The organism is Salinisphaera aquimarina, from assembly GCF_042643355.1.
Classification (GTDB): domain Bacteria; phylum Pseudomonadota; class Gammaproteobacteria; order Nevskiales; family Salinisphaeraceae; genus Salinisphaera; species Salinisphaera aquimarina.
Window position 1 is genome coordinate 322,467 of record NZ_JBHRSS010000003.1, and the last position, 18,553, is coordinate 341,019.

Sequence of the window (18,553 nt, forward strand, 5' to 3'; positions counted from 1 at the left end):
GACGATCAGCCGGTGCGACGTTCGTCGCGTCCGAGCCAGCGCAGCGGCACCGTCATGCCGAGCACCGCCAGCCCCACGACCGCGTAGCTCCAGCCATAGCCGACATAGCGCCCCAGTTCGAGCCCCGCTGCCGGTCCCAGCGCCCCGCCGAAGTCGCTCGACCACTGATAGATCGACAGCGCGCGCCCGTGCAGGTGACGCGGCGCGATATCGCCGAGCAGCGTGATCATGGGAATGGTCAGACCGCCGGAGCCCGCGCCGATCACCAGCAGGGCAAGCGCGGCGCCGGGCACCGTAAGCGCCTGGCCGAGGCCGATGAAGCCGATCGCCACCAGCGCCATCGCGGGCAGCAACAAGCTCGTACGGCTGTTGCTGCGATCCAGATAGCGCCCGCTTGCGAGCGCAGCACTCGCGCGCGCGCCCATGAGCACCGCCATCAGCAGGCCGGCGCTGCCCTGCGCGTTCATGCCGAACACATACAGCTGACGCGTATCGACCAGCACCGCCACGGTGGCCAGCAACACCCCGGACACGGCGAAGAACAGCAGCGCGTTGGCGGCAAAGATGATCCGCAGCGTGGGCATGGCCAGCAGCTCGCGCCAGGCCTGGGTCCGCGACGCGCGCAATCCCGAACGCGTCGGGGGAGGCTCGGCCGAACCAGCGCGATCCGGCAGCAGAAACACCGCCGCGATCGCCGCCGCGACACTCAGGCCGGTGGCCGCCAGAAACGCCGCATTGTTGGAGATCTGATCGGCGACCAGCCCACCGATAACCAGGCCCGCGGGCAGCCCCAGGCTCACGGCCGTGCGCACCCCGGCGGTCATGCTGGCGCGGGATCTGGCCGGCGCGATTGCCATCACCGCGGCCAGCGCGCCCACCAGCAGCAGCGACGAGCCGACACCCCAGATAATGCGCCCGGCCAGAAACCAGGCCGCCGGGTGCTCGGCGGTCAGCGCCACCGAGAACGCGAGCGTACCCAGCGATTCGATCACCAGACCGATCGCCACCGGCCAGCGCGCCCCGAAGCGGTCCAGCAGGCTGCCGGTGATCGGATTGAAGCCCAGCCGCGTGATGCGGTTGGCCGACAGAATCAGCCCGATCATGAAGCCGGAGATGCCCAGGTCGACCCCGATGACCGGCAGAATCGGAAACACCGCGCCGCCGCCGACCCCGCCCAGGAATGCAATGGCGGCTATGCCCCAGCTGCGCCGGGCCATGCTCTGATTATCCAGATTGACCGGAATGATCGATCAGGCGCGCGGGTTCGCGCCCGCCGGCTGGGTGACCACATCGGCTCGATCCGCGGCCACCGCGTAGCGCCGCGCGATCAGCGCGCAGGCCAGAAGCTGAAGCTGGTGGAAGATCATCAGCGGCAGTACCACGCTGCCCAGCGCGCCGCCGGCAAACAGCACCTTGGCGATCGGAATACCGCTGGCCAGACTCTTCTTGGAGCCACAGAACAACAGCACGATTTCATCCTCGCGGGCGAAGAACCGGCGCCCGACCGCGAACGTGAGCAACAGCATCAGAGCCAGCAGCGCGACCGCCACGCCGACCAGCACCGCCAGCGAGGTCAATGGCAGCTGCTGCCAGAGCCCTTCGATGACCGACGCACTGAAGGCGCCGTAGACCACCAGCACGATCGAACTCTGGTCCACGAACTTGACCAGCTTCGGGTGATTGCCGACCCAGGTGCCGATCCATCGGCGCGCAATCTGACCGGCCACGAACGGCAGCAGTATTTCCAGAAAGATACTGGTGACCGCGTCCAGCGATACGCCGGCACTGCCCTGGGTCGTGATCAGCAGGCCCGCCAGCAGCGGCGTCATGAACACGCCGAGCAGATTGGACAGGCTGGCACTGCAGACCGCCGCCGGCACGTTGCCACGAGCCACCGAGGTGAAGGCGATCGACGACTGTACGGTCGAGGGCAGCACGCACAGAAACAACAGACCCGCGAACAGCTCCGGCGTCAGCCAGTGCGACAACAGCGGCCGCGACGCCAGACCGATCAGCGGAAACAGTACGAACGTGGCGATCAACACGCACAGATGCAGGCGCCAGTTGGTCGCCCCGGCGTACACCGCTTCACGCGAGAGCTTGGCACCGTGCAGAAAGAACAGCAGCGCGATAGCAAAAGTCGTGAAATGGTCGTAGACATCGGCCGCCATGCCCGAAATCGGCAGCAGCGTGGCCAGAACGATCGCGCCAATCAGCGCCAGGATGAAGTTGTCGGGGAGGAAGGCAGGTCGCTTCATGCTGCAATTATAACTGCCCGGCCAGTCGCCTGCCGCGCTGCAGCATGAAAAAAGCGCCGCAGGCCTTTAACACTGCGGAGCCGGTCACTGCCAACGCTTTTTCAGAATGTTTTGATAATCAGCGCGCGGCACGCTCGTATTGAGGCGGCCAGTCGCCCTGGTCGCCGTGCAATTCTGCCGCCGCGCGCAGCGGGAAGTACGGATCGCGCAACAATTCGCGGGCCAGCAGCACGCAGTCCGCCTGCCCCGAATGCACGATATGTTCGGCCTGCACCGGCTCGGTGATCATGCCGACCGCACCGGTGGCGATGCCCACCTCGCGCTTGATCGTAGCCGCGAAGTCGGTCTGGTAGCCGGGGCCGACCGGGATCCGGGCGGTGGGCGTGTTGCCGCCGCCGGAACAGTCGATCACGTCGACGCCTTCGTCCTTGAGCCAGTGGCACAGGCGCACCGACTGCTCCAGATCCCAGCCGCCGTCTTCCCAGTCGCTGCCGGAAATACGCACGAACAGGGGTAGATTCTTGGGCCAGACCTTGCGCACCGCGCGTACCACCGCGAGCGGGAAACGCGCGCGGTTTTCCAGACAGCCGCCGTAGTCGTCGTCGCGCTTGTTCGACAGCGGCGACAGAAACTCATGCAGCAGATAGCCGTGCGCCATGTGGATTTCGACCAGTTGCACGCCGGCTTCGAGGGCGCGCTCGGCGGCCTTGGCAAAAGCCGCCACGGTCTCGTCGATATCCTGCGCGCTCATGGCCTTGGGCACGGAATGGCCCTCCTTGAAGGCGAGCGCGCTCGGCGCCCACGGCGCCCAGCCGCGTGCGTCGCTGCCCAGCGGCTGGCCGCCGCGCCAGGGCGCGTCGGTGGACGCCTTGCGCCCGGCGTGGGCGATCTGCATGCCGGCAACCGCGCCCTGCGCGCGCACGAAATCGTTGATGCGCTTGAAGCCGGCGATATGGTCATCGCTCCAGATGCCCGAGTCGTCCGGGGTGATACGCCCATCCGGCGTGACCGCCGTGGCTTCGATCATCACCATGCCGGCGCCGCCGACCGCGCGGCTGCCCAGATGCACGAAATGCCAGTCGGTGGGATGGCCGTCCTCACTGGAGTACTGGCACATCGGGGATACGAAGATGCGATTGCGAAAGGTGACATCGCCGATGGTCCAGGGCTTGAAAAGATCGCTCACAGAGGTCTCCAGATTGTCACGGGGGCAAAACAGACGACTGAATGATAGGCCGCCTGTGTTTCGATTGCGTGCAAACTACATCGGTACGCTTTGAACGCTTTTCAACATGAGCCGACGAGCCGGCGGTGGCCGTGGCAATTCGCGGCCACGTCACACAACTGGGTATCCTGCCTGTCGACACCCGAATCCGAACCGGCCATGACCCAACGCTCGACCCTGCCTCCGACATTGATCGCGGCATTGCTGCTCATATTGCTCGCCCCCTGTGCTGTCGTCGCCGCCACGTCGACGCAGACCGAGGCCGGCGCGGCGGATGAGCCAGCCTTGGGCGCCAACCTGGAAAATTACGACTACCCCTGGCCGGTATCGCGCTTCCTGATGGACACGCCGCACGGCCCGGTGTCGATGGCCTATATGGACGTCGCTCCCGATGACGACATCGTGGACCCGCCGGTGGCGGTGCTGCTGCACGGCAAGAACTTCTGCGGCGCCTACTGGCAGGACACCGCCAAGGCACTGTCCGATAACGGTTATCGCGTGATCGTTCCGGACCAGGTGGGTTTCTGCAAGTCGGACAAGCCGGCCGCCTACAGCTATACCTTCCATCACCTGGCCGCCAATACCCAGGAGTTGCTGGAGGCGCTGGATATCGAGCGCGCGACCATCATCGGCCACTCCATGGGCGGCATGCTCGCCATGCGCTATGCACTGATGTATCCGCAGCATATCGATCAGCTGGTGCTGGTCGACCCCATCGGCCTGGAAGACTGGAAGGCCAAGGGCGTGCCCTATCGCGGCATCAATGCCTGGTACGCGCGCGAGATGAAGAAAGACTATGCCGCAATCAAGGCCTACCAGCTGAAGAGCTATTACGACGGCGACTGGAACGACGACTACGCACGCTGGGCGAAGATGCTCGCCGGCATGTACGCCGGCCCCGACAAGGCCACGGTCGCGTGGGCCCAGGCCGCGACCTACGACATGGTCTATACCCAGCCGGTGTTCTACGAGTTCGAGCAGATCGACGTGCCGACAACCCTCATGGTCGGCACCCGCGACAAGACCGCGCTCGGCAAGGACCTGGTCAGCGACGACGTCCGCGCCAAGCTCGGCGACTATCCCGCGCTTGCCCGCGACGCGGTGGCACGCATGCCCGACGCCGAACTCGTCACCTTCGACGGCATCGGCCATCTGCCGCCGATCGAGGCGCCCGAACGCTTCAAGACCGCGTTGTTCAAGGCACTCAAACCAGCCGGGCAGGAATGAGGACAGATTTGTCCGCAGAGGACGCAGATTTGAAGACAGATGAACAAAGAAGTGCGCGTTGGCCTGCAAACTAGAACCAACAAATGCGCAAGAGAAATTGCCGGATGCGAGAAGGCCTGAAATCGTCTGCAAATGAACGCAGATAGGCAAAGCCTCGGCACGGCATCACCCGGCCGGTCGCCCTTCTTCCCATCTGCGTCATCTGCGTCATCTGCGGATAAACTGCCTTCCTCTTGTTAACGCTATTCGCGTTCAGCGGACCACTCCTTCATATCCGAAACGCGTGCAAAAAACGACCGATCACAACGAAAAGAGACCCGCCGCATGACCGAAATCCATCGTCTGTCCGCCCGCGAACTCGCCACCGCGATTGCCGCCGGCGAGATCAGCAGCCGCGCCGCCCTGGACCACTATCTCGAGCGCATCGAGCGTCTGGGCACACCGGTCAACGCGGTGGTGTCGATGGATATCGAGACGGCCCGTGCACGCGCCGACGCCGCCGATGCGGCGATCGCACGCGGTGAGAACTGGGGCCCGCTGCACGGCGTGCCGATGACGGTGAAGGACACCTTCGAGGCCGCCGGCCTGTCCACCGTGGTCGGCGAACCGCGGATGAAGGACTACGTCAGCACCAGCGACTCGGTCGCGGTCGCGCGCCTGCGTGCAGCCGGCGCGGTGATCTTCGGCAAGACCAACACGCCGCGCCTGGCGCAGGACGTACAGAGCTACAACGAGGTCTACGGCACCACCAACAACCCGTGGAACGACAAGCGCACTTCGGGCGGCTCCTCCGGTGGTGCGGCCGCCGGTCTCGCTTCCGGCTTCACGCCGCTGGAGCTGGGCTCCGATCTGGCCGGCTCGATCCGCACCCCGGCGAGCTGGTGCGGCGTCTACGGCCACAAGTCGTCCTACGGCCTGATTCCGATGCGCGGCCATATTCCTGGCCCGCCCGGCACGCTTTCGGAACCGGATCTCTGCGTCGCCGGCCCCCTGGCTCGCAACGCCGGCGATTTGGCGCTGGCACTGGACATCCTCGCCGGCGCCGACAGTATCGACGGCGCGCTCTGGCATGCCCGGCTACCAGCGCCGAAACCCACGACATTCGGCGATTTTCGTATCGGCTACTGCTTCGATCACGCTTTCTGCCCGATCGCCGACGGCACCCGTAAACGTCTCGAAGACACCATCGAAGCCACGCGCCAGGCCGGAGCCCAGGTCGACAAGCTCGACGATCTGCCGGGCGGTTTCGAACAGAGTTACGACGTCTACGACCGCCTGCTCAACGGCCTGGTCGGCTCGTCGATCCCGGACAAGCTCTACAACAAGGCCCGACGCGGCGCCGCATTCATGGGGCTGATCGGCAAGAACGAGGTCGGCACGCTCGGCGGTTTCACCGAGCGCGCCACTGCCAGTCACCGCGACTGGGCGCGCTCCAGCGAGGCCCGCCACAAACTGCGCGCCCAGTGGCATGCGCTGTTCGAAAAGTACGACGTCGTACTGCTGCCGGGAGTGTGCGTACCGGCGATCCCCCACGACCACAAAGGCAACGTGCTGTCACGCACGATCGACATCGATGGCACGTCGCATGGCTATACCCATCTGTTCCGCTGGATCGCCCCGGCCACGGTGGCCGGCCTGCCGGCGACCAGCGCCCCGGTCGGACTCACCGACGACAATCTGCCGGTGGGCCTGCAGATCGTGGCCGACTACGGCCAGGATCTCACCACTATCGCCTTCGCCCAGCATCTGGCCGCGGCGACCGAAGGCTTCAGGGTACCGCCGGAATTTGGCTAATCAGAGTCGACAATGTCGGCCATACCGCGTCCAGCATTTCGGGCTGGGCGGCGGCATTGGGATGGATGCCATCGGCCTGGAAATTGCGGCGATCGGTGGCGATCGACTCCAGAAAGAACGGCACGTAGGCGACATCGCTCTGCTTCGCAATATCGTTGAACGCGCCGTGGAAGCGATCGCTGTAGGTCTTGCCGTAGTTGGCGGGAATACGCATGCCCAGCAGCAGCACTTTCGCCTGCGCGTTGCGGCTGGCCTCGATCATGGCGGTGAGATTGTCTTTCATGTCGGCCACCGGCAGCGCCCGCAAGCCGTCGTTGCCGCCCAATTCGAGCACGACGATCGCCGGTTGATGGTCCGCGAGCGCCGCGGCCAGACGGGACCGGCCGCCAGCCGTGGTTTCACCGGATACACTGGCGTTGACCACGTCGATGTCCGCATCCTTGGCCACGAGCCGCTCCTCGAGCAGCGCCACCCAGCCGTCATGGCGAGCCAGCCCGTAGCCGGCGCTGAGACTGTCGCCGAAAACCAGAATCCCGCCGGCAGCGTATGCCGGTATCGATACCAGCATGGTCGCGAACACCACGGCCATCGCACCGACCCATCGGCGCGCTCCGCGCCATTGCCGGCGACTCGGCCGACCCATGGAAAATTCCGTCAATGTCATCTCCTGCATTAAAGACCGTCGATCTGGCCAAGACCGTAGCCAGCGGCGACGACCGACTGAGTATCCTCGATTCGGTCGAACTGCAACTGAATGCCGGCGACAGCCTGTCGATCGTGGGTACGTCCGGCTCCGGCAAATCGACGCTGCTGGCGCTGCTCGCCGGGCTGGATCTGCCCACGCGCGGCCACGTGGAACTGCTGGGCCGCAACCTGGGCACGCTTGACGAGGACGAACGGGCGGCCTGGCGCGCCGCCCGCGTAGGGTTCGTATTCCAGTCCTTTCAGCTGCTGGCCGGGCTGTCCGCGCTCGACAACGTCATCCTGCCGCTCGAGCTGGCCGGCGTCACCCTCGCCGAAGCGCGCGATCGCGCCGACGCTCTGCTCCGGCAGGTCGGTCTCGGGCATCGCCTGTCGCATACGCCGCGCCAGCTCTCGGGCGGCGAACAGCAGCGCGTCGCCCTGGCACGCGCCTTTGCCTGCCGGCCGCAGATCCTGTTCGCCGACGAGCCCACGGGCAATCTCGACGGCACCACCGGAGCAGCGATCATCGACCAGCTGTTCGCGCTGAACACCGAACAGGGCACCACGCTGGTGCTGGTCACACATGACGAAAAACTGGCCGCGCGCTGCAGCCGCATCGCACGCCTGAGCGACGGTCGCCTCGATGTCGAATAACGCCGGCCAACCCTCGGCGCTACGCCTGGCCTGGCGGCATGGCGCCCGCGCGCGCGGCGACGGCGCCTGGTGGATTCTGCTGGTCGCGTTGATCGTGGCGGTGGCCGCGGTGGCCGCCGTCAACCAGATGACCGATCGCGTACGGTCGGGCATGACCCGTCAGGGCGCGGCGACCCTGGCCGCCGATCTCAAACTGGATCTGCGCGCACCGTTGTCGGACGCACGCGCGGCCCGCATCGACGCGACCGGCGCGCGCCGTGCCGCTACCACGATATTTCCCAGCGTGATTGCTGGCGACGACAAGATCACGCTGGTGTCGGTGAAGGCGGTCGGCCCCGGCTATCCGTTGCGCGGTGAAGTGACATTGCGGCGCGGGCGGCCCGGCACGCCGGATGTCACGGTCACCCGGGCACCGGCACGCGGCAGCGTCTGGGTCGAACAGCGCGTGCTCGACGAACAGAAACTGAGCGTGGGCGATACCCTCGAACTGGGCGATGCGAGATTGCGTATCGCCGCCGCGCTGGTGCTGGAGCCGGATCGCGGGCCGGGCTTCGCCAGTATCGCCCCGCGCGTGATGATGGCCGCCGCCGATGTGGCCGCCACCGGCCTGTTCGGCCCCGGCAGCCGCGCGCGCTATGCCGAACTGCTGGCCGGTCCGCCGGCGGTGATCGATACCCTGCGCGACACCCTCACACCCAAGCTGACCGCGGGCGAACAGCTGCGCACGCCGACCGAATCCAACCGCGCCTTGTCGCGTGCGCTGGAGCGCGCCGACGTGTTTCTGGATCTGGCCGCGCTCGTGGCGGTGGTGCTCGCCGGGGTGGCCATCGCGCTGACCGCGCGCCAGCACGCCGCGGCGCGCCTGGACGAGATCGCCCTGCTCAAGACGCTGGGCGCCGCGCGCGGTCTCATCGCCCGTATTCTGGCCTGGCAGTTGGCCATCGTCGGCGTGATCGGCATCGGACTGGGCGTGGCCATCGGCAGCGTGGCGCAGATCGGTATTGCGGTACTGATCGCGCGTGCGTTCGAGATCGAACTGCCCGCCGCGTCGCTGTCTTCGCTGTGGGCCGCCCCCGTCACCGGCGCCCTGTTGCTGGGCGGCTTTGCCTGGCCTGCCCTGTCGACGGCACGCCGTGCACCGCCGACGCGGGTGCTCGCGCGTGCACTGGCCGACGACAACCGCCGGCCCGGGCTGATCTACGCCGCGGCGATCCTGAGCACCGTCGTGTTGGCTGCGATCGCTACGCGCGACCTCGTGCTCACGCTCTGGGTGGTCGGCGCGGCCGCCGCAGGCACGCTGGTTCTGGGCGTCGCCGCGCTCGGGCTTCTGCGCCTGATCGAGATAATGCGCCGCCGCGTCGGCGATCGGGTGAGTCCCGGACTGCGGCTCGGGCTGGCCGCGCTGTCGCGGCGACGAGGCGCCAGCGTGCTGCAGGTCGTGGCCTTCGGCATCGGCCTGATCATGCTGTTCATGCTCGTCATCGTGCGCGGTGACCTGCTGTCCGGCTGGCAAGCCGATATCGCCGCCGACGCGCCCAACCGTTTTCTGATCAACATCACCCCGGAACAGCAGCCGCGGGTCGCCGCTTATCTGCACGAACACGGCATCGACGCCGCCTTCTATCCGCTGGTGCGCGGCCGGCTGACCGCGGTCAACGGCCAGGCCATCGACGAAGACGACGACAGCAAGGATTCGGCCGGCGAGCTGGCCAGGCGCGAGCTGAACCTGTCATGGATCGACACGCTCAAGCCCGACAACCGGATCACCGCCGGGCAGTGGTTCAAGCCGGCCGATCGCGGCGCGAAGAAGCTGTCGATAGACGAATCGGTGGCCAAGCGTCTGGACGCATCGATCGGCGATACGCTGACCTTCGATATCGCCGGTGAATCGATCACCTCGAGCGTGGCGAGCATCCGCTCGATCGACTGGTCGAGCCTGCAGGCGAACTTCTATGTGCTGTTCGCGCCGGCCACGCTGGCGGATTTCCCGGCGACCTATATCACCAGCTTCTATCTGCCGGACGATGCCCACGCGGTGCTCGCCGGTCTGGTCCGCGAATTCTCCAATATCAGCGTCATCGATATTGCGGCGATTCTCGAGCAACTGACCACCCTCATCGATCGCGTGAGTCTGGCGGTGGAACTGGTGTTCGGCTTCACCCTCGCCGCCGGGCTCGTGGTGCTGCTGGCGGCCATGCAGAGCAGCCGCGGCGAACGCCGACGCGAAGCTGTCCTGCTGCGCGCGCTCGGCGCGCGCTCACGCTGGCTCCGACAGGCAACGTTCGTGGAATGCCTGCTGATCGGGCTGTGCGCATCGATTCTCGCCGCCCTGGTCGCCCAGATCGCGGCCGTGATTCTGGCTACCCAGGTGCTCGATCTCGATTACGCGTGGCGGCCGCATCTGTGGCTCATCGCGATCGTGACCGCAACGCTGGTGATCACCCTTTCGGGCATGCTCTCGCTGCGCGATATCCTGCGCCAGCCGGCATGGGCGAGCCTGCGGGCCAGCGATTGATCGGCGAATCCTTTGTCCGCAGGCGAGGCCGGCAACCACATTCGAGAGCGCTGAGTTCCAAGCGCTACGCGTGCTTAGAAGATAAACGCCAATGCGACGAACCCGCGTGGCTGCCTGTATTGAATCGGCGTCTCTCTGCGTAATCCGCGAATAGTCCTGTCTGTATTTTCGATCCACGCCCCTCCGCGTTCACCTGCGCACCCACACGGCGAGCAACAGGATCAGATTACAGATCAGGACGTACAGATCGCCGGACACAAAAAAGCCAGCGGCGACCCGCGCACTGGGCACGGGCCGACCACTGGCGGTTCGGCCAAGGCAAGCGCCGACGCGGTTCAGTCGGCCTGTTGCACCGTAATCCGGCGCGGCTGGCTCTGAGCCTTCTTGGCAATGGTCAGATACAGAATGCCGTGTGCGGCACGCGCCTCGATGGTATCGACGTCGGCGGTATCGGGCAGCGAGAAACGGCGCTCGAACGTGCCGTAACTGCGCTCGCTACGGCGAATCTCGCCGGCGTCCTCGTCGCTGGCCTGCACCCGCTCGCCGTTGAGCTTGAGAACACCCTTGTCGAGGGTTACATCGATACTGTTGGGATCGACACCGGCCACCTCGACCTCGATCAGATAGGCGGCCTCGGTTTCACGAATATCGACCGCCGGGCGAAAAGCAGCGGCGTCGGCGGCACGCGGCTCACCGGAGGCGCCCCGGAATGTACGGTTGAAGGCATCGTTGAAAGCGTCGAAAGGACGGGTCGGTTGATAGAACTGAATAGCCATTTGAAAACTCCTCAAGAAAATGGACCGATCTGCTATGCCCAATTAAATGAGGCCGCCCACATACGTTTCAATAGTCGCTCAATTGTTTGTCTCGAAATTTTTGCTGACATCCGGAACAGCTGATATAACCGGACGTAACTATTTAACCGTGCACAACCTATGCGCTTCTCTGTTCCCACTCTTTCATCCAGCGCCGTCTTGCTGGCCGCCGGCGCGTTTTTCGCACCAGCGGTGTCCGCGGCGGGATCCTGCGCCACGGCCGGGCTCGATCTGCCTGCCGGCTTCTGTGCCACCGAGTTCGCCACCGACGCCGGTCAACCCCGGCACCTGGCGGTCGCCGACAACGGCGCGGTGTATGTGAATCTGGCCAATGCGGTGGACGGCCACGGCCTGATGGCGCTCAGGGACAGCGACGGTGACGGCATCGCCGATACCCGCAAGAGCTTTGGCGAGGGCGGTGGTACCGGCCTGGCGATTCACGACGGCTGGCTGTATGCGGCCACCGTCACCGATATCTATCGCTACAAGCTCGGCGATTCGCTGGTGCCCGAGGGCAAGCCGGAACATCTGGTCAGCGACCTGCCCCGGCAAACCACGCATTCGGCTCGCGGCCTGGCGGTCGGCAACGACGGCATGCTCTATGTCAACAACGGCGCGCCCTCGAACGCCTGCCAGGAAAGCGACCGCAGCCCCGGTTCCAAAGGTCAGGATCCCTGCCCTCTGCTCGAGGAACACGCCGGTATCTGGCAGTTCTCGGCCACCGAGACCGGGCAGACGTTCAGCGCCGACAAGCGCTTCGCCACCGGCATCCGCAACATGTTTGCGCTGACCTATCACGATGGCCAGCTCTACGGTGCCCAGCACGGCCGCGATCAGCTGTATTCGAACTGGTCGGACCGGTTCACCCAGAAGCAGAGCGCGCACCTGCCCGCCGAGGAACTGTTCGCCATCGACAAGGGCGACAATTTCGGCTGGCCGTTCTGCTACTACGACCCGAACAAGAAGGAGAAAGTACTCGGGCCCGAATACGGCGGCGACGGCAGCAAGATCGGCCGCTGTGACCAGTTCGAAAAACCGATTGCCGCCTATCCCGCGCACTGGGCGCCGATGGCGATTCTGTTCCATGAAGGCGATGCATTCGGCGACAAATACAACAACGGCGCGTTCATCGCGTTCCACGGCTCCTGGAACCGCGCGCCCAGCCCCCAGGCCGGCTATAGGGTGATCTTCCAGCCGTTCAAAGACGGCAAGCCCACGGGCAACTATGAAGACTTCGCCGGTGCCGAGGGCTTTACCGGCAAGGCCGAGATCAAGTCACCCGGCAGCGCAGAGCATCGCCCGGCCGGTCTGGCGGAAGGCCCGGACGGCGCGCTGTATATCAGCGACGATGCCGGCGGCACGATCTTTCGCGTGATCCACGACAGCGACGGTTGATCGACCGCGCCAACGATATGTCGGATTGGCCGAAGGCATAACCCGGGAAGCGAGCATCCGCGCGCTGCGATACCAGCACTTTAGTTCAACCGACTTTGATCCATTCGGCGGAGTGTCTGTATTCGGGTTACCTTGCACGGTGACGCAAACGCAAAGTGGCTAAAGGCGTCCAGCGCAGTTTGAAGACCACCAGAGCGGGCCGACCTAGTCGGATTTTCAAGGGGCCGCATCCCTTCTCCGCGAGCATCGGAAGCCAGTGGCATAGCCGGGGCCGTGCCGGGTGTCTTTTCCGTTACTGACTTTCGTTCGGCCAGGCAAGCGAAAGTCAGTCTCACAGCAGTGCGAAATCCAAACACACGAAAACCGCGTTCTCAAAACACCGTGGCGACTATGCAATGCGCCAGTAAACAGCATGATGATTTTGAGCGCGATTACGCGCCGACCGTCGTATGCTCGTCCAGCGCCGTCTTGATTGCACGGAGCTGCCTTGCCTGCCAATCGGCATAGCTTTCACCCACGGCGAGCATATCGTCGATCGCGGCCACCGGTATCTGCGCTTTGCGCGATATCCGAATCTGCTGACGCGTCCAACCATCCCGGGCGTCGCGCTCGTATAGAAACAGACGGATACGGTGGCGCCGCATATCGTCGGCGGCCTTGTTGATGCGCAGCGGACTGGCGTAGTGGCGATCACGCGTGATGGCATGATCATCACGATAGCCCAGCAGGTCCAGCATGTAGGCGTAGAGCGGGGTCGCAGTCAAAACCGCGATATCGGGATAGTCCGAGATCAGGGCCAGGACCTGCGCGTAGACGGGCTGTAACTGCGAACGAAATCGCTCCAATCCCTGGCGATAGGCTGCGCCATGCGCCGGGTCGCGTTCGGCGAGCGTGTCGCTCAGCCGACTCGCCATCAGCAGCATGATGCGCGGCGAGTAGAACAGATAGCTGTTGTCGTCGGGCAGGATGATGTGCCGGCCCAGCACACTGGCGTCGAGTACCGTGCGTGGCCGCGCGCCGGGATTCTTCTGCACTGCCAAAGCGAGTGCGGCGTCCAGCCCCAATCCGTTGACGACGACAATATCCGCTTCGGCGATTGCGCGACTTGCTCGGGAATCGGCTTCGAGAACGCGCACGTCGGCGCCCGCCCGCCGCGCCAGTGTGACCACCTTTACGTGGCCGGCGCCGATCGTTCGGGCCATCGCGGCGTAACTTCCCTGCGCCGTCACGATATTTACGGGCGTCGCGTTTTCAGCCTGTGCGCCGGTGCCGACAATCAACAGTAGCCCGCACACGATTCGCGTCAGGAACATCCAACGTTTCCCAGGATTCACGGCAGCACGCTCGTTCGATTTGATTTCTTATGTAATGTTATTACATAATTTAAACAAGGGAAATCGTTCATGCTGCAGAACGCGTCGTTCGACGCCGCCAGGCGCCCCCGATGCTGCGCTGGCCGCGTGTTCACCGTCGTTCGGGGGTTGAGGGCGACGCGATTCAGGGCCGAAATCGAGCGCCAAACAGCCATCGCGGTGCGCTCAACACCGGGCGCGAGCAGTCAGCACGACGCCATCACTGATTCTGGCCTTCAACCATGAAGGCGTAGCTGCAGCGGCGCCGGGTGGCAAATCGGTCGCTACATGACGTCTGGGGAGTCATAGCCATATGTTGACTTGCACCGCTGCTGCGTTCGCCCGCCGACGCGCCGGGCATCACCTACCGCGCAGCGCGTTGTTGCTCGTCATATGGCTGTGCATGCAGGGCCTGTGGGTTGCGCACGCCTTCGATCATCCGATCCACCTCGCCCATGCCGATCCTGCCTGCCTGACCTGTGCCCACGGCCACCCGGGCAATGCGCCGCCGTCTGGCATCTCGATACGGCTGCTCACACAACCGGGCATCACCGCTCCTGCTGCCGTCATCACCACGGTCTGGTGGTCGCGGCCGCTGCGCGTCTACCACGGCCGCGCCCCGCCCGTTTCTCGCGTCTGACCTGCAAGCCGACAGTTACCTATTGCCTCGCCGTAGCGATCGCACCACGCGACGCGTCGCGGCGCCCCAGACGAGAACATCCCCATGCGTTACTCACGATTCTTCGTGTCCGCAGGCAGCGCCTGCCTGATCGGCTTCGGCCAGCCGGTCATTGCTCAGAACAGCCTGGACGACCCGCCGGCCGGTACGGCCGACCCACTCGCGCCCATCTCGGTCGAAGCGCTCGCCTTCGACGACCAGAGCCCGGAACAGGCGATCGAGCCCGCGACCGTGGTCACCGGCCCGGAACTCATCCGCAAGCGCGGCCAGACCCTGGGCAATACGCTCGCCGATACCCCCGGCATCAGTTCGGCCGATTTCGGCCAGGGCGTGGGCCGCCCGGTCATCCGCGGCCTGTCGGGTGCGCGCGTGCGGGTACAGGAAAATGGCCTGTCTTCGGCGGACGTCTCCACGCTCAGTCAGGATCACGCGGTCAGCATAGACCCGTACTCGGCGCGTCAGGTCGAGGTGCTCAAGGGCCCGTCCACCCTGCTCTACGGCTCGGGCGCAATCGGCGGCGTGGTCAATGTCGTCACCGATCGGATCCCGAAAAGCGCGCCCGACGGCATCACCGGCGAAGCCGATCTGGTCCGCGGCGACAGTACCCTCGGTGAGCGTCTGCAGCGACTGGACGTGACCGGCGGGATCGGCGATTTCGCGCTGAACGTGCAGGGCATGAAGCGCCTTACCGACGACTATCAGGCCAACGACAACCGCCATATCGACAACAGCGCTACCGATACCGACACCTACAGCGTCGGCAGCTCCTATTCCGGTGATTGGGGTTATGTCGGCGGTGCGGCCAGTCATTTCGGACGCGAATACGGCATCCCCGGCGAGGACTCGCAGATCCGCCTGACCCAGGATCGCTACGACCTCAAGGGCGAGGTCTACGATCCCGCGCCCGGTCTGAGTCGCGTGGAGTTCTCCGGCGCCTATACCGACTACCTGCACACCGAAGGTCCGCCGAATGATCCGCAGGCCTTCTTCGACAACACCGAAACGGAACTGCGGATCGCCGCCGAGCACAATCCGTTGGCCGGCTTCACCGGCGTCTTCGGTCTGCAGGGCTTCGACCGGGACTTCCGGGCCTTCGGCAGCGAGGAGTCGTTCGTACCGGCCACCGAGACCCAGTCGCTGGCCGCGTTCATCGTCGAACAGCGGCCGATCGGCGAACAATGGACGATCCAGAGCGGGCTCCGAGTCGAGTTCCAGAACCAGGACACCAGCGAGGACCGGCGCGACGTCGACCATACCCCGATCAGCGTATCGCTCGGCGCCAAACGCGAGATCGGCGAGCATTACCTGGTCACCGCCACCGCCGGTCGCTACGAGCGCGCGCCAGCCACCGAAGAGCTCTACAGCTTCGGCCCGCACGAGGCCACGCTCACCTACGAGCGCGGCGACAACCGCTTCGACGAGGAGACCGCCAACAGTTTCGATCTGGGTTTGCGGCGTATCAAGGGCCGGCTGCGCTTCGACACGAGCCTGTTCTATACGAAATACGACCGCTATATCTTCCAGCAATCGGTCGATGCGGGGCTGAATGCGGACGGCTCGGGTGCGGGCGGCGCCGACGGCGGCGCCGATCGCGTCGATGAAGACGGCACGTTCGACCCCAACGGCGAGTTTCAGCTCGTGGACTTTGCCGCCGGTGACGCCACCTTCTACGGCGGCGAAGGCGAAGTCGGCTACGACCTGATTCAGGGCGCGCATCGGGTCACGGCGCGCCTGCTCGGCGACTACGTGCGCGCCGAACTGGACGACCACAGCAACCTGCCGCGCATCACGCCGGGTCGCTATGGCGCGGGGCTCGACTACGACAGCGAGACCTGGCTCGGCACCGTGGAGGCGATACGCTCGACACGCCAGAACCATGAAGGGCCGCTGGAGGATGAGACTTCCGGCTTCACCGATCTGACTGCGTTCGTCGGCTATCGGCTGTCCGGGTTCGACGCCAGCGAGGCGCTGGTCTACCTGCGCGGCGACAACCTGCTGGACGAGGAAATCGTACGCAGCACCTCGTTCCTGCGTGTGCCGCAACCCGGCCGCAGCCTCACCGCCGGAATCAACGTGAAGTTCTGATAACGCTGTCGTCCGACGCGCGCCCCGGGAGAGAACCGGGGCGCGCTCGTCGGCCTGTCGAGCCCCACAGCCGCTCGGCTACGCCGCTTTCCGGGACGCGCTGACCGCCGGCGCCTCCTGCTTGACCTCGTCATATTCGGAGGGCTTGTAGCGCATCAGCCGCAGCCGGTATTCCCAGTTGAAGCCCGGATAGAGGGTGGTGTTCTTGCCGCTGTCGGTGAGATACCAGCTGTTGCAGCCCGAGGTCCACGAGGTGTGTTTCATGCGCCACTGGATGCCGCGGTTGAACTTGTCCTGCACCTTCTTCTTGACGTCGATGAACTTGAGCTTGCGACGCGCGATATGGGCTATCGCATGCAGGGTGTACTCCATCTGCTGTTCGGTGAACTCGAGCACCGAGGTATGACTCGGGCCGGTGTTCGGCCCCATCAGGAAAAACAGATTGGGAAAGCCCGATACGGTCACGCCCTTGTAGGCCTCGGCGCCCTCGCCCCAGGCGGCGTTGAGTTCCAGTCCACCGCGGCCGGTGACCGGGAACGGCGCCGCCTTGCTGGGCACCTTGAAACCGGTGGCGCAGACAATCGCGTCGACTTCGATTTCGCGCCCGTCGGGCGTGATGATCGAGTTTTCGGTGATCCGCAGCGGCCCGTCGGCGATCAGCTCGACGTTGTCCTGCTGCAGTGCCGGATACCAGTCGTTGGAGATGAGCACGCGCTTGCAGCCGATCCGGTAGTCGGGCGTCACTTTCGCGCGCATCGCCGGGTCCTTGACCTGTTTCTTCATATGCTTGAGCGCCATGCCTTCGGCCTGTTTCTTGAAAAAGCCGAGATCCGAGATGACGAACGGGGCGAAGAATTCACTGACCCAGTAGATACGCAGCCGGCGCTTGGTCAGCTTTGCGGGTGATTCACGGTACTCGGCCTGTTCTTTTGCCGAAATCGGCCGGTCGGGCTTGGGCATGATCCAGCTCGGCGTGCGCTGAAACACGGTCAGCTGCGCGGCCGCCTTGGCCACTTCCGGCACCACCTGTATCGCGCTGGCACCGGAACCGATCACGGCCACGCGTTTGCCGGCGAGATCGTAGTCGTCGTCCCAGCGGGCGGTGTGCATGAGCTTGCCGGTGAAGCTGTCCAGCCCGTCGATCTTCGGATAAGCCGGATCGGCCAGGGCGCCCACCGCGGACACGACGACATTCGCGGTCAGCGTCTCGCCGTCGGCGGTTGTCGACGTCCAGATGCCGCTGTCTTCATCGAAAACGGCCGACACGATGGTGGTATTGAAACGAATATGTCGATAGAGATCGTACTTCGCCGCACAGCGCTTGATGTAGTCGAAGATCTCCGGCTGCTGACCGAACGCGCGCGACCAGTCCGGGTTCTGCTCGAAGGAGAACGAGTACAGATGCGAGGCCACGTCACAGGCCGCGCCCGGGTAGTGATTGTCGCGCCAGGTGCCGCCGACGTCGCTGCCGCGCTCGATGAGGGTGAAATTCTCGATGCCGGCCTCTTTCAGGCGGATCGCCATACCCAGGCCGGAGAAACCGGCGCCGACGATGGCGATATGCATGTCGGTATCGACCCGGATATCCGTCTTCAGCGGATTGAGTCGGGTGAGCATGTCGGACACGGCCATGGCGAACTCCGTCGCATCGAATGAATACACCGGCAACATTCCGGCAACGGGAAAATATCAATTTTCATACATTCTGACAAGGCACGATGTCAGATTTTGTCTTTGATATCTGTCGACCTGCTCGCCACTCGTGCCGGCGCACGGCTGGCCACTGCGGTACAGGCGGGTTACCGTATTGATAATGATTCCTATCCAGCCGGTGGTGGACCTTGCGGCCCGCGCCGGCCTTCGTTGCGCG

14 protein-coding genes are annotated in these 18,553 nt (G+C 64.9%); 7 read left to right on the plus strand and 7 right to left on the minus strand.

Annotation, left to right across the window (positions count from 1 at the left end; all coding sequences use genetic code 11):
* Nucleotides 1-5: 5 nt before the first annotated feature.
* The 3 genes from ACFOSU_RS04985 to ACFOSU_RS04995 form a co-directional block, all read right to left on the minus strand.
* A complete protein-coding gene (locus ACFOSU_RS04985; protein WP_380687084.1) occupies nucleotides 6-1,217 on the minus strand; it encodes an MFS transporter in 1,212 nt (403 codons plus the stop codon).
* Nucleotides 1,218-1,250: 33 nt separating this feature from the next.
* A complete protein-coding gene (locus ACFOSU_RS04990) occupies nucleotides 1,251-2,258 on the minus strand; it encodes a bile acid:sodium symporter family protein (RefSeq protein WP_380687086.1) in 1,008 nt (335 codons plus the stop codon).
* A 118-nt stretch (nucleotides 2,259-2,376) separates the two neighbouring features.
* Nucleotides 2,377-3,444, minus strand: coding sequence for an NADH:flavin oxidoreductase/NADH oxidase (locus tag ACFOSU_RS04995; RefSeq protein ID WP_380687088.1), 1,068 nt, complete (start codon nucleotides 3,442-3,444; stop codon nucleotides 2,377-2,379).
* Nucleotides 3,445-3,642: 198 nt separating this feature from the next.
* Between ACFOSU_RS04995 and ACFOSU_RS05000 the strand changes: the two genes are divergently transcribed.
* Together ACFOSU_RS05000 and ACFOSU_RS05005 are read left to right on the plus strand one after the other, a co-directional pair.
* A complete protein-coding gene (locus tag ACFOSU_RS05000) occupies nucleotides 3,643-4,710 on the plus strand; it encodes an alpha/beta fold hydrolase (RefSeq protein WP_380687090.1) in 1,068 nt (355 codons plus the stop codon).
* 324 nt (nucleotides 4,711-5,034) lie between these two features.
* Nucleotides 5,035-6,504, plus strand: coding sequence for an amidase (locus tag ACFOSU_RS05005; protein ID WP_380687092.1), 1,470 nt, complete (start codon nucleotides 5,035-5,037; stop codon nucleotides 6,502-6,504).
* Here the strand turns inward: ACFOSU_RS05005 and ACFOSU_RS05010 are convergent.
* Nucleotides 6,479-7,147 carry an arylesterase gene (locus ACFOSU_RS05010; RefSeq protein WP_380687094.1) on the minus strand — a complete coding sequence of 223 codons (669 nt, stop codon included), beginning with the start codon at nucleotides 7,145-7,147 and terminating at the stop codon, nucleotides 6,479-6,481. The genes ACFOSU_RS05005 and ACFOSU_RS05010 overlap by 26 nt on opposite strands.
* Before the next feature lie 14 nt (nucleotides 7,148-7,161).
* On the opposite strand from ACFOSU_RS05010, the gene ACFOSU_RS05015 reads away from it, so the two are divergent.
* Both ACFOSU_RS05015 and ACFOSU_RS05020 read left to right on the plus strand, forming a co-directional pair.
* Entirely contained in the window at nucleotides 7,162-7,842 is a 681-nt protein-coding gene (locus ACFOSU_RS05015; protein WP_380687097.1) for an ABC transporter ATP-binding protein, read from the plus strand.
* On the plus strand, nucleotides 7,832-10,357 hold the full coding sequence (locus tag ACFOSU_RS05020) for an ABC transporter permease (RefSeq protein ID WP_380687099.1): 2,526 nt from the start codon (nucleotides 7,832-7,834) through the stop codon (nucleotides 10,355-10,357). The genes ACFOSU_RS05015 and ACFOSU_RS05020 overlap by 11 nt, the downstream gene beginning before the upstream one ends.
* Nucleotides 10,358-10,692: 335 nt before the next feature.
* Here the strand turns inward: ACFOSU_RS05020 and ACFOSU_RS05025 are convergent, their stop codons facing one another.
* A complete protein-coding gene (locus tag ACFOSU_RS05025; protein WP_380687101.1) occupies nucleotides 10,693-11,133 on the minus strand; it encodes an Hsp20/alpha crystallin family protein in 441 nt (146 codons plus the stop codon).
* Between the two features lie 159 nt (nucleotides 11,134-11,292).
* On the opposite strand from ACFOSU_RS05025, the gene ACFOSU_RS05030 reads away from it, so the two are divergent.
* Nucleotides 11,293-12,567 (plus strand): PQQ-dependent sugar dehydrogenase, encoded by a 1,275-nt coding sequence (locus tag ACFOSU_RS05030; protein WP_380687103.1) that lies wholly within the window; start codon nucleotides 11,293-11,295, stop codon nucleotides 12,565-12,567.
* A gap of 431 nt (nucleotides 12,568-12,998) precedes the next feature.
* Here ACFOSU_RS05030 and ACFOSU_RS05035 read toward each other — a convergent pair whose 3' ends face one another.
* Nucleotides 12,999-13,880, minus strand: coding sequence for a metal ABC transporter solute-binding protein, Zn/Mn family (locus ACFOSU_RS05035; protein ID WP_380687105.1), 882 nt, complete (start codon nucleotides 13,878-13,880; stop codon nucleotides 12,999-13,001).
* A 352-nt stretch (nucleotides 13,881-14,232) separates the two neighbouring features.
* Between ACFOSU_RS05035 and ACFOSU_RS05040 the strand changes: the two genes are divergently transcribed.
* Nucleotides 14,233-14,559 (plus strand): hypothetical protein, encoded by a 327-nt coding sequence (locus tag ACFOSU_RS05040; RefSeq protein WP_380687107.1) that lies wholly within the window; start codon nucleotides 14,233-14,235, stop codon nucleotides 14,557-14,559.
* Between the two features lie 84 nt (nucleotides 14,560-14,643).
* Nucleotides 14,644-16,683 (plus strand): TonB-dependent receptor, encoded by a 2,040-nt coding sequence (locus ACFOSU_RS05045; RefSeq protein ID WP_380687109.1) that lies wholly within the window; start codon nucleotides 14,644-14,646, stop codon nucleotides 16,681-16,683.
* Nucleotides 16,684-16,761: 78 nt separating this feature from the next.
* Here the strand turns inward: ACFOSU_RS05045 and ACFOSU_RS05050 are convergent, their stop codons facing one another.
* Nucleotides 16,762-18,315 carry a flavin-containing monooxygenase gene (locus ACFOSU_RS05050; RefSeq protein WP_380687111.1) on the minus strand — a complete coding sequence of 518 codons (1,554 nt, stop codon included), beginning with the start codon at nucleotides 18,313-18,315 and terminating at the stop codon, nucleotides 16,762-16,764.
* Nucleotides 18,316-18,553 lie beyond the last annotated feature (238 nt).

Coding starts and splice junctions, on each gene's coding strand:
- ACFOSU_RS04985 (WP_380687084.1), bottom strand. CDS start 1,217: ATGGCCCGGCGCAGCTGGGGCATAGCCGCCATTGCATTCCTGGGCGGG.
- ACFOSU_RS04990 (WP_380687086.1), bottom strand. CDS start 2,258: ATGAAGCGACCTGCCTTCCTCCCCGACAACTTCATCCTGGCGCTGATT.
- ACFOSU_RS05000 (WP_380687090.1), top strand. CDS start 3,643: ATGACCCAACGCTCGACCCTGCCTCCGACATTGATCGCGGCATTGCTG.
- ACFOSU_RS05005 (WP_380687092.1), top strand. CDS start 5,035: ATGACCGAAATCCATCGTCTGTCCGCCCGCGAACTCGCCACCGCGATT.
- ACFOSU_RS05010 (WP_380687094.1), bottom strand. CDS start 7,147: ATGGGTCGGCCGAGTCGCCGGCAATGGCGCGGAGCGCGCCGATGGGTC.
- ACFOSU_RS05015 (WP_380687097.1), top strand. CDS start 7,162: ATGTCATCTCCTGCATTAAAGACCGTCGATCTGGCCAAGACCGTAGCC.
- ACFOSU_RS05020 (WP_380687099.1), top strand. CDS start 7,832: ATGTCGAATAACGCCGGCCAACCCTCGGCGCTACGCCTGGCCTGGCGG.
- ACFOSU_RS05025 (WP_380687101.1), bottom strand. CDS start 11,133: ATGGCTATTCAGTTCTATCAACCGACCCGTCCTTTCGACGCTTTCAAC.
- ACFOSU_RS05030 (WP_380687103.1), top strand. CDS start 11,293: ATGCGCTTCTCTGTTCCCACTCTTTCATCCAGCGCCGTCTTGCTGGCC.
- ACFOSU_RS05035 (WP_380687105.1), bottom strand. CDS start 13,880: ATGTTCCTGACGCGAATCGTGTGCGGGCTACTGTTGATTGTCGGCACC.
- ACFOSU_RS05040 (WP_380687107.1), top strand. CDS start 14,233: ATGTTGACTTGCACCGCTGCTGCGTTCGCCCGCCGACGCGCCGGGCAT.
- ACFOSU_RS05045 (WP_380687109.1), top strand. CDS start 14,644: ATGCGTTACTCACGATTCTTCGTGTCCGCAGGCAGCGCCTGCCTGATC.
- ACFOSU_RS05050 (WP_380687111.1), bottom strand. CDS start 18,315: ATGGCCGTGTCCGACATGCTCACCCGACTCAATCCGCTGAAGACGGAT.